At 69.5% G+C, this 10885-nt stretch carries 9 protein-coding genes, 1 tRNA gene and 1 pseudogene; 10 read left to right on the forward strand and 1 reads right to left on the reverse strand.

Annotated elements, in window-relative coordinates; genetic code table 11:
- From IBL26_RS24220 to IBL26_RS24255, 8 genes are all read left to right on the forward strand, one after another.
- Nucleotides 1-182, forward strand: a 182-nt coding sequence (locus tag IBL26_RS24220; protein ID WP_456316420.1) for a hypothetical protein, incomplete at its 5' end; no start/stop codon positions are given.
- 196 nt (nt 183-378) lie between these two features.
- Nucleotides 379-1602 carry an LL-diaminopimelate aminotransferase gene (locus IBL26_RS24225; protein WP_187787084.1) on the forward strand — a complete coding sequence of 408 codons (1224 nt, stop codon included), beginning with the start codon at nt 379-381 and terminating at the stop codon, nt 1600-1602.
- The gene (locus IBL26_RS24230) at nt 1599-2891 is read left to right on the forward strand and encodes a homoserine dehydrogenase (protein WP_187787085.1); all 1293 of its coding nucleotides are present in this window, start codon (nt 1599-1601) and stop codon (nt 2889-2891) included. Before IBL26_RS24225 ends, IBL26_RS24230 begins: the two co-directional genes overlap by 4 nt.
- Nucleotides 2892-2985: 94 nt before the next feature.
- Nucleotides 2986-3966, forward strand: coding sequence for a class II fructose-bisphosphatase (gene glpX, locus IBL26_RS24235; RefSeq protein ID WP_187787086.1), 981 nt, complete (start codon nt 2986-2988; stop codon nt 3964-3966).
- Nucleotides 3967-4033: 67 nt separating this feature from the next.
- Nucleotides 4034-5752: a single-stranded-DNA-specific exonuclease RecJ gene (gene recJ / locus IBL26_RS24240; protein WP_187787091.1), complete on the forward strand. Its 1719-nt coding sequence runs from the start codon at nt 4034-4036 to the stop codon at nt 5750-5752.
- A gap of 94 nt (nt 5753-5846) precedes the next feature.
- Nucleotides 5847-5922 (forward strand) — tRNA-Glu (locus tag IBL26_RS24245).
- A gap of 292 nt (nt 5923-6214) precedes the next feature.
- The gene (locus IBL26_RS24250; RefSeq protein WP_187787087.1) at nt 6215-7153 is read left to right on the forward strand and encodes a DMT family transporter; all 939 of its coding nucleotides are present in this window, start codon (nt 6215-6217) and stop codon (nt 7151-7153) included.
- Nucleotides 7154-7273: 120 nt separating this feature from the next.
- Nucleotides 7274-7489 (forward strand): hypothetical protein, encoded by a 216-nt coding sequence (locus IBL26_RS24255; protein WP_187787088.1) that lies wholly within the window; start codon nt 7274-7276, stop codon nt 7487-7489.
- A gap of 950 nt (nt 7490-8439) precedes the next feature.
- Here IBL26_RS24255 and IBL26_RS24260 read toward each other — a convergent pair.
- On the reverse strand, nt 8440-8652 hold the full coding sequence (locus tag IBL26_RS24260; RefSeq protein WP_187787089.1) for a hypothetical protein: 213 nt from the start codon (nt 8650-8652) through the stop codon (nt 8440-8442).
- Between the two features lie 397 nt (nt 8653-9049).
- Here IBL26_RS24260 and IBL26_RS24265 point away from each other — a divergent pair, with 397 nt between their 5' ends.
- Nucleotides 9050-10219 carry a mechanosensitive ion channel family protein gene (locus IBL26_RS24265; protein WP_187787090.1) on the forward strand — a complete coding sequence of 390 codons (1170 nt, stop codon included), beginning with the start codon at nt 9050-9052 and terminating at the stop codon, nt 10217-10219.
- A gap of 339 nt (nt 10220-10558) precedes the next feature.
- Nucleotides 10559-10885, forward strand: a pseudogene (locus IBL26_RS24270) (hypothetical protein); the annotation flags it as partial.

Below are 10885 nucleotides of genomic sequence, written 5' to 3' on the forward strand. Positions count from 1 at the left end.
CGCCGCGCATCGCCCCCGGCAGCAGCCTGCCCATTCCCGCCCCTGGCACCTCGCCGGACGCCCCGGGCGCCCTGCCGGCCGACCCCGGCATGGCCCCGGCGCCGCCGCCGGCCGAGATGATGGCACCGGCGCCACCCCCGGCGGAGATGATGGCCCCGCCACCGGCCGCCCCGCGCCTCTAGCGCCGGGCGCCCCTTCGCCCGGCATCGCGCAGCCGTCTCGCCCACCGCGAAGCAGCTTTTCCGGGCCTGGGCGTCCACCAAATCCGCCAGGGCTCCGCTATCCCGCCGCCGGCCATCTCCCATCTCCTGCGGCGGGTGGCTTCCGGGCGCGATCTGCTCTACCCCCACTGCCCACGCCACAACGGACTCGCGCGCCATGACCGAGGAATTCCACCGCATCCGCCGCCTGCCGCCCTATGTGTTCGCCGAGGTGAACCAGGCGAAGGCGAAGGCGCGAGCGAGCGCCGAGGACATCGTGGACCTGGGCATGGGCAACCCCGACAGCCCGACCCCGCCGCACATCGTCGCCAAGCTGGTCGAGGCGGTACAGAACCCGGATACCCACGGCTATTCGGCCAGCAAGGGCATCCCCGGCCTGCGCCGCGCCCTGGCCGCCTATTACGGCCGCCGCTTCAACGTGGAGCTGGACCCGGAGACGGAGGTGATCGCCACCCTCGGCTCCAAGGAAGGCCTGGCCAATCTGGCGGCGGCGATCTCCTCGCCGGGCGACACCATCCTGGTGCCGAACCCGTCCTACCCGATCCACCAGTTCGGCTTCATCATCGCCGGTGCCTCGGTGCGCTCCATCCCGCACACGCCGGACCACGCGATGCTGGAGGCGCTGGACCGCGCCGTGCGCCATTCCGTGCCGAAGCCGACCGCGCTGATCGTCAACTTCCCCTCCAACCCCACCGGGTTGATGGCGGACCTCGATTTCTATCGCGAGCTGGTCGCCTTCGCGAAGAAGCACAAGATCTATATCCTGTCCGACCTCGCCTATGCCGAGCTGTATTACGGGGACCGCATTCCGCCCTCCATTCTCGAGGTGCCGGGTGCGAAGGACGTGGCGGTCGAGTTCACCTCGATGTCCAAGACCTACAACATGGCCGGCTGGCGCATGGGTTTCGCGGCGGGCAACCGCAAGCTGATCTCGGCGCTGACGCGGGTGAAGTCCTACCTGGACTACGGTGCCTTCACGCCGATCCAGGTGGCTTCCACCGCCGCGCTGAACGGCCCGCAGGACTGCATCGACGACATGCGCAAGCTCTACAAGGAGCGGCGCGACGTACTGGTGAAGGGCCTGAAGCAGGCGGGCTGGGACGTGCCGGTGCCGGAAGCCGGCATGTTCGTCTGGGCTGAGATCCCCGAGCGTTTCCGCGGCCTGGGCAGCGTCGAGTTCAGCAAACTGCTGCTGGCCCGCGCCAAGGTGGCCGTGGCCCCGGGCCTGGGCTTCGGCGAGCATGGCGACACGCATGTCCGCATCGCCATGGTGGAGAACACACAGCGCATCCGCCAGGCGCTGCGCGGCATCCGCGGCTTCCTGCAAGGCGACAATGCTGGCCCCGCCATCGAGGCCGGCTCCGATGGAGTGAAAGCATGACCCGTCCGCTGTCGATCGGCGTTGCCGGCCTGGGTACGGTCGGCGCCGGCGTGGTGACGCTGCTGCGCCAGAACGCGGAGCTGATCGCCGCCCGGGCGGGCCGGCCCATTGTGGTGACCGCCGTGGCGGCGCGGGACCGGACGCGGGACCGTGGCGTCGCGCTGGACGGGCTGCGTTGGTATGACGACGCCGTCGCCCTGGCCGCCGACCCCGGCGTGGACGTGGTGGTGGAACTGATCGGTGGCTCCGACGGCCCGGCCAAGGCGTTGGTCGAGGCCGCGCTGGCCGCCGGCAAGCCGGTCGTCACCGCCAACAAGGCGCTGCTGGCGCTGCATGGTGCCACCCTGGCCGAGCAGGCCGAGGCCGCTGGTGTCGCCCTGGCCTTCGAGGCCGCCGTGGCCGGTGGCATCCCCGCCATCAAGGGCCTGCGGGAAGGACTGGCGGCCAACCGCATCCTGCGCGTCACCGGCATCCTGAACGGGACCTGCAACTACATCCTGACCTGCATGCGGGACCAGGGCCGCGAGTTCGCGGACGTACTGGCCGAGGCGCAGAAGCTAGGTTACGCCGAGGCCGACCCGTCCTTCGACATCGACGGCGTCGATGCCGCGCACAAGCTGGCCATCCTGGCCGCGCTGGCCTTCGGCCGCCCGGTGGATTTCGCCAGCGTGCATGTGGAGGGCATCCGCCACATCTCCGCGCTGGACATCAAGCTGGCCGAGGAACTGGGCTACCGCATCAAGCTGCTGGGCATCGCGGCGCAGGTGGAAGGCGGCATCTCCACCCGCGTGCACCCCTGCATGGTGCCGGTGTCCCACCCCATCGCGGTGGTGGACGGCGTCTATAACGCGGTGGTGGCGGAGGGCGATTTCGTCGGCCGCGTGGTGCTGGAAGGCCGTGGCGCCGGTGCAGGCCCCACCGCCAGCGCCGTGGTGGCCGACCTGATCGACATCGCGCGCAACCGCGCCACCCCGGTCTGGGGCGCCGGCATCGCGGCCCTGGCGCACACCCCTTCCGTTCCGATGGAACAGAATCGCGGCGCGTACTACCTTCGCCTGATGGTGCTGGACCGCCCCGGTGTGCTGGCCGACGTGACTGGCGTGCTGCGCGACCACGGCATCAGCCTGGAAAGCATGATCCAGCGCGGCCGCTCGCCCGGGGAGGCCGTGCCGATCGTGCTGACGACGCATGAATGCCAGGAAGCCGCGATGCGCGGGGCCCTGGCGAAGATCGCCGCCCTCGATTCGGTGCTGGAGCCACCGGCGTTGATCCGTATCGAGACGCTCTGACTATGGCCGGGTGGCCCGCCGCAGGGTGGCAAACGCCCGGCGCGCGGGTCCACCCCGCCCGAGTGCCCAGCTGAAGCCTGCAAGAGGAGCCATTATGCGCGATCCTGTCCCCGTCGACCGTAACCTCGCCCTCGAACTCGTCCGCGTGACGGAAGCCGCCGCGCTGGCCGCCAGCCGCTGGATCGGCCGTGGCGACAAGAACTCCGCCGACGGTGCCGCCGTGGACGCCATGCGCAAGGCGTTCGACACCATCGCCATCGAAGGCACCGTCGTCATCGGCGAGGGCGAGATGGACGAGGCGCCGATGCTCTATATCGGCGAGAAGATCGGCAGCGGCGGCCCCAAGGTGGACATCGCCGTGGATCCGCTGGAAGGCACCAATATCTGCGCCACGGGCGGGCCGAACAGCATTGCCACCCTGGCGGTGGCCGAGCATGGCGGCTTCCTGCACGCGCCCGACATCTACATGGACAAGATCGCCGTCGGCCCCGGCCTGCCGGCCGGCGTGGTGGACCTGGATGCCACCCCGGGCGAGAACCTGCGTAACCTGGCCCGCGCCAAGAAAGCCGAGATCAACGACCTCGTCGTCTGCATCCTGGGCCGTGACCGCCATGCCGGCATCATCAAGGCCTGCCGGGAAGCCGGCGCGCGCATCATGTTGATTCCGGATGGCGACGTGGCCGGGCTGATCGCGGTGTCGCAGCCTTCGGCGGGCGTGGACCTGTATCTCGGTTCCGGCGGTGCGCCGGAGGGCGTGCTCTCCGCCGCCGCTTTGCGCTGCATCGGCGGCCAGATGCAGGGCCGGTTGCTGTACGAGGACGATACCCAGATCGCCCGCGCGATCGAGATGGGCATCACCGACCCGCACAGGAAGTTCTCGGTCGAGGAAATGGCCAAGGGCGACGTGATGTTCGCGGCCACCGGCGTCACCGGCGGCCCGCTGCTGAAGGGCGTGCGGCGCGGCGCGCAGTCCGCCTACACGCATTCCATCATCATGCGCAGCAAGACGGGCACGGTTCGCTACATCGAGGCGCACCACAACTACACCCTGAAGCCGAGCGCCTTTGTCGGTTGATCTGCTGGCTGCCAATCCGGCTGCGCCGGTGCTGGGGGTCTCCTCCAGCGCCACCGGGCGCCGCTGGATGTGGCGGCAGGCCGACCAGCGCATCGGCCTGGCCATCGCCCAGCGGCTGGAGCTGCCGGAGCTGGTCGGCCAGCTGATGTCCGCCCGCGGCATCGGCATCGACGAGGCCAAGGACTTCTTGGAGCCGACGCTGCGGGCGCTGATGCCCGACCCCTCCACCCTGGTGGACATGGACGCCGCCGCCGACCGGCTGGCCCACGCCATCCGCACCGGGGAACAGGTGGCGGTGTTCGGCGACTATGATGTCGACGGCGCCTGTTCCTCCGCCCTGATGGTGCGCTTCCTGCGCGACCTCGGCTGCAGCGTCCGCGCCTATGTGCCGGACCGGCTGAAGGAAGGCTACGGCCCCAACCCTACCGCCATCGCCGCCTTGTGCGAGGAGGGGGCGACGCTGATCGTCTGCGTCGATTGCGGCATCGCCGCCCATGTGGCGCTGGAGGCGGCGAAGGGGCGTGCGGATGTGGTGGTGCTGGACCACCACAAGGCCGAGGGCCCGGTGCCGGTCATCGCCGCTGCCGTGAACCCCAACCGGCTCGATTGCGGTTCCGGCCTGCGGCATCTCTGCGCTGCCGCCGTGGCCTTCATGGCGGCTGTGGCGACGCTGCGCACGCTGCGCAAGGCCAACCATTTCACCGGCAGCCGGGAGCCCGACCTGCGCGAGCTGCTCGACCTCGTGGCCCTGGCCACGGTGTGCGACGTCATGCCACTGACCGGGCTGAACCGCGCCTTCGTGGCGCAGGGACTGAAGGTGATGGCGCGGGGCGGCCGTGCCGGCATCGCCGCGCTATTGGACGTGACCCAGGCGCGGGACGCACCCTCCGCCTACACGCTGGGCTTTCTGCTGGGCCCGCGCATCAACGCCTCCGGCCGCATCGGCGAGCCCGACCTCGGCGTGCGGCTGCTGACCTGCGACGACGCGGTGGCGGCGCGTGAGATGGCCGAGCGGCTGGATAGCGTGAACCGCCGCCGGCAGGAGGTGGAGAGCGAGGTCCTGGCCGCCGCCTTTGCCGAGGCCGAGCGGCAAGCCGCAGCCGGCCACCCGGTGCTGCTGATTACCGGCGAGGGCTGGCACCCGGGCGTGGTCGGCATCGTCGCCGGCCGGGTGAAGGAACGCTTCAACCGCCCGGCCTGCGTGGCGGGCGTGTCCGAAGGCCTGGCCAAGGGTTCCGGCCGCTCGGTGGCCGGGGTCGATTTGGGCGCGGCGGTGATCGCGGCGCGGCAGGCGGGGTTGCTGGAGACCGGTGGCGGCCACGCCATGGCTGCCGGCTTCTCCTTCCGCGCGGAGCGGCAGGGTGAGGTGCTGGCCTTTCTCAGCGAGCGGCTGGCGCATGCCTCCGCCTTGCCCGGCGCCGCCGACCTGGTGCTGGACGCCACGCTGATGGTGCCGGCCGGCACCGCCGACCTGGCGGAGCAGATCAGCCGCCTCGGCCCCTTTGGCCCCGGCAATGAGGAGCCCACCTTCGTCTTCCCGCGCTCCCGCATCGTCCGTGCCGACCGGGTGGGGAAGGAGGGCGGCACCATCCGCGCCTTCGTGCAGGGCGAGGGGGGCGGGCGGCTCAAGGCCATCTGCTTCCGCGCCAAGGAAGGCCCGCTGGCGGAGCTGCTGCTGAACAGTGGCGGCGTGCCCTTGCACTTGGCCGGCGCCCTGCGCGCCGAGCGGTGGAATGGCGAGGTTTCGGCCAGCCTGCATTTGCAGGATGCCGCGCCGGCGGTGTGAGGAAAGATGCGTTTTCAGCGTGAAGGGGGTGGACGTGGTACCCCCTTCACGCTAGTAACCGCCGCCCGCAGTCATGCGGGCACATATGGCCTTTGTCCCCATCGTCTAGAGGCCTAGGACACCAGCCTTTCACGTTGGTAACACGGGTTCGAATCCCGTTGGGGATGCCATATCGCGACATCAGATGCGCCCCTCTCCGGTCTCCGGGGAGGGGTTTTCTGTTGGGCGTTAGGCAAGCGCCTGGGCCGTCCTAAACGGCATCGTGGCATTAGGCCCCGCGCTTGAAGCCGGCAGCCTCACCACGCTCTCGCCGCTTCACGGAAGGCAGCGGTCGACGCAAGCGGCGCTGCGAGCCCAGCCCTCGCCATCCACCAAAGCAGCCCGAGCCCGTCTGTCCGGCAGTGGCCCGGCGGACGGACCCATGCCATGAATCGTCGCGGAAGCGGAAGGGGTCTGCGCGGCATGAGGGGTGAACACACCGGTGCGGTGGCGGCACCGACGGCCCGTGGGGGCGAGCCGACCGGCACCGACCTGCCACTGTTCCTGCTGATGTCCTTGATCTGGGGCAGTACCTGGATTGCCGCCAAGGTGGGCATCGGCAGCATGCCGCCGGTGCTGTTCTCCGCCGTGCGCTACACGGTGGTCGGCGTGGTGCTGCTGGTGGCGGTTCGCGGCATTGTCCCGCTGCTCCGTGGCCGGCTTGGCGGTCAGGTGCTGGTGACCGGCCTGCTGGTGAATACCGGCACCTACGCGCTGCTGTTGTGGGGCATGCAGCATGTCGCCACCGGCGTCGCCGGGCTGGTCAACATGACGATGATCGTGGTCGGCCTGTACGGCCTGGCGCTGCTGCGCGGTGAGGAGGTGCCTTCCTGGCGCCACGCCATGTCTCTGCTGCTGGGCATTGGTGGGCTTGTCGCCCTGTTCGCCGGCAGGATCGACCTGCGCGGCAACCCGATGGAGTTGTGGGGCATCCTGGCCATCATCCTGGGGTCGCTCTGCTACTGCATGGGCTCGGTACTGTCCCGGCCTTTGCTCGCCACGGCGAACCCGCTGCAACTGACAGGGGCGCAGGCGCTGACCGGTGCCGTCGGGCTGATTGTCCTGTCGGCACTGCTGGAGCCGTTGTCGCTCGAAACGCTACACCGGGCCCTGCATCCGGCGCCGCTGGCCAGCCTTGGCTTCATGGTCGTGTTCGGCACCTTCGTTGCCTACACGATCTACCTCCGGCTGATGCGCAATTGGGGTTCGGCGCGTGCGGGGCTGTATGCCTTCGTGTCGCCGGTGGTGGCATTGGTGCTGGGCCATCTGGTGTTTGGCGAAGCATTGGGGCCGCGCCAGATCCTGGGTGCCGCGTTGATGCTGGGCGCCGCCGCCCTGGCGGTGCGCCGGCCAGGCGCCTGACGGGTCCGCGCAACGCAGGCGGGCAAGGCGGGGATGTTTCCTGACGCTCGGGGCTACCGGGCGCCGCGCAAAGCATGATATGCGGGAGCGATTGATCCAGGCGAAAGCAGGTTTCACCGGATGCAACAACCCTTCATGTCACTCGCCATGGCCCTGGACGGCTTGGCAAAAGCCCGGTCCAACCCGCACTGGCGCCCCAGCCTGTGTGTGAAGGCGGAAGCATTGCGGATTGAGGCGGCCGTTATCTCGCACCAATCCGCTTCGCGACGCGCGCAGCTGAAGATTGCCCGGGAGGCGCTGCGGGTCGGCAGCCTCGGCTCAGCATACGGCCTGTAAAACAGCAGGACTCTGCTGTTGCTGACGATAACTTCCGCTGCGTCGCCAAGGCCTTACCTTCAGCACTGCCCTCAAAGGCGGACTTCGTCTTCCTCCCCAAGCGCTTCTGACGAGTAGTTCTTTCATCCTCTGCCATGGACGGGACGAACTGCTCGGCATGCGATCACGGATGGCGTGCCGAGGCGCAACCTCCTTGCGCCGCGGGCTGTTGTTCCGGCAGGGCGGTACGTCGCTGCCCAGAAGGAAAGCCAGCATGCGCCAAGCAATGATCTACACGGTGCTGGCGGGCGCGCTCCTCGCGGGGCCCGCGCTTGCCCAGTCCGGGAGCCAGGCTCCCGGGAACCAGTCGCCCAGCAGCCAGAGGCCGAGCAGCCAGACACCCATTACCCAGCCGCCGACGGACACGGTGCCCAACCCATCCAGCGGCACAGCGAATTCCAGCGCCGGCCCGACGCGGCCGGGCGGTAACGCCGGCAATACCGGGACCCGCCCGGATAACCGCCAGGGCCAGGCTCCGTCGCCCTCTGGGACCACCACGGAAGGGCCATCGCTGGAGCAGCGGAGCGTGACGCCGGATCAGCGGCCGGATCAGCAACGGCGCTGACCGGGCCGCTGCTCGTTTGGTGCGGTTTACACGATTTCGGCCCGCCTCGGATTGAGCGGGCCGAATAACGGCGTCCGGCAGTTCAGCTTACCCGTGACGGTCCATGCGTAGGGGTCATCGCCTCAGGCTCATTAGATCAGTCGCAGGACATACAGCAGGGCCACCGCGCCTATCCACACCGCACCAGCGGTGCCCAACTGCTCCGCGCGTCTTTCCCAGTCCACCCGGGAAGCCCATGTGCGCCATGTTGCCTTGCTGTTCATGACCTACCTCGCGGATGACGCGTCGAAGCGCGTGTTGCAGCCATCTCGAAGGCACTCGCGGGCGTTGCGCGCGGGCGCAGCGCTCAGTTCAGTCGCATCGGCGGGTCCCCTGGCGGGTCGCCCGCCGGCGGCACACTCGGCTCGCCCGGCACGGGGATGTCGGAGTCCGGTGGGTCATCGATCGGGCTCGGCTCCGGGTCCGGGCTGGGCGGGGGCATCGGTGGGGTGGGCGGCTGAGGATTGTCCGGCGGCAGCGGCACCTGGGCGATGCGCGTTGCGTCCTGTTCCAATGTCATGCCGCGACTCACTCCTGCCCTGACCATGAAGGCAAAATGTTGCAGGGGAGGGGACAGTTTCGCCCGCCCTGTCGGCTCTGCTTCGTTCAAGGGCAGTCCCTGGCCGTCGCGCCGCGCGGCGCACTGCCCGCCCGTGTGACAAATCATGACTTTGACGAGCGGTGCTGCGGAGCCGCCGTAACTGCGGCGCTTTCTTTCACGTCTGGGTGAGCGCCGGATCGCTCCAATAGCGATGATCCCTGCTGCAATGCGGCATCTTCACCAATCGGCCGGACGGCGGCTGCCAGGGCCGGTGCTGCCAAGCTTGGAGCCGCACCACCCTTCATGCGTTTCTCCGCCTGGATCCCCACAGCAAGGGGGAGGCGCCCCCCTCGCCCCCGACCCACGGGAGACTTTTTTGGACAGCATTTCCACCATCGCACGTCGCATCGTCGTCTCGATCGACTGGCTGCCGGACTGGACCGTCAGCCTCATCGTCCTCGCCGCCTGCACCCTGGCGGCCCTGTCACTCCACCGCGTGCTGTTCCGCTTCGCCACCCGGGTGGTGAGCGACAGGGACCTGTTCTGGCGCTCCCTGGTGCAGCGGACGGAGGGGCCCATCCGCCTGGCGCTGGTGATCTTTGGCCTGGCCTTCGGCGTCAGCGTCTCGCCCCTGACGCTGGAGCAGGCAGACCTCATCCGCCACCTGCTGCTGGTCTGCTTCATCGCGCTGCTCGGCTGGGTGGCGCTGACGGTGCTGCATATCTGGACGACCATCTACCTGCGCCGCTTCAAGCTGGACTCGGAGGACAACCTCCTGGCCCGCAAACACGCCACCCAGTCCCGCATCCTGCGCCGGGTGGCGGCCATCCTGATCGTGATGGTCACCACCGCCTCGGCCCTGATGACGTTCGAGGGCGTGCGGCAATACGGCGTCAGCCTGCTGGCCTCCGCCGGTGCCGCCGGTATCGTGCTCGGCCTGGCGCTGCAGCCGCTGCTCAAGAACCTTGTCGCCGGCATCCAATTGGCCGTCACCCAGCCGATCCGGCTGGAGGACGCGGTGATCGTCGAGGGCGAGTGGGGCAATGTGGAGGAGATCAACGCCACCTATGTCGTCGTCCGGCTATGGGACTGGCGGCGGATGGTGCTGCCGCTGAGCTACTTCATCGAGAAGCCGTTCCAGAACTGGACGCGCGAGAGCTCCACCCTGATCGGCACCGCCTTCCTGCACGTGGACTACACCGCCCCGGTGGATGTGATGCGCCGCAAGCTGCAGGAGATCGCCGCCGCCTCGCCGCTGTGGGACCGAAGAGTGGTGAACATGCAGGTGACCGACCTGCGCCCGGCCACCATGGAGATCCGCATGCTGGTCAGCGCCAGCAATGCCGGCCGCACCTTCGACCTGCGCTGCGAGGTGCGGGAGAAGATGATCACCTTCCTGCAGGCCGAATACCCCCACGCCCTGCCGCGCGGCCGGGCCGAGGTGGAAGGCAAGGGCGAGCTCTCCCGCCCCGACACCCAGCAGCACCCGGGCGGTGGGGAGGTGGGGCTGATCCGCGCCGGCGCCGTCGCCCGGCCTTCGGTCTGATGCCGGCCGCACGGCGCAGCGCCCGGCGTGGGGCCGTCGTGCCCATCTGGCTCGGTACCCCTGCCGTAGTGGCCGCTCGTCCAAGTGGGGCGGGCACCCCAATGGCCATGCTGGCGCCATGATCGCGGCCGAGAAGGGGTCCGTGACCACGATCCGGCAGTGCTCCACCCGCCGCGTACACCACCTGGGCGGCCTGCGGGGCGCCCGGTGCGGCCACGCCCACCGGCTAGTGCCCGGCTTGTGTCAGCTTTTGCCGCATGGTGCGTTCAGGGCTTTTCGGCGATGACGCCCCGCGCCATCACGCTCTAGAACCGCCTGCGTTTATCCGAAGGATGCTCCGTGCCAGGTACCGCCAGATCCGCTTTGCCGCTCCATAGCCTGCTGTTGTTCGTGCTGCTCCTCGGGGGTGGCGTGCTGCTGCGCCCGGTGGGCGTCATGGCCCAGGCGGCTGCACCACCGGCTGCCAGCACGCCACAGCCGGCGGCGCCCGTGCCGCCGGACTCGCTGGCGGCGCTGGATGGCATCCTGGCCACTCTGAAGAACGACACCAGCCGCGCCGCCTTCGTCGCGGATCTGGAGCGATTGCGGGCCAGCCTGGTGGCGCAGGGCAACCGCCCCGCCGCCCCGGCCGCCGCGGCGCCGGAAAACCCCGCCCCGGCGCCGGCC

This window comes from Teichococcus aerophilus, assembly GCF_014490485.1.
Lineage (GTDB): Bacteria > Pseudomonadota > Alphaproteobacteria > Acetobacterales > Acetobacteraceae > Pseudoroseomonas > Pseudoroseomonas aerophila.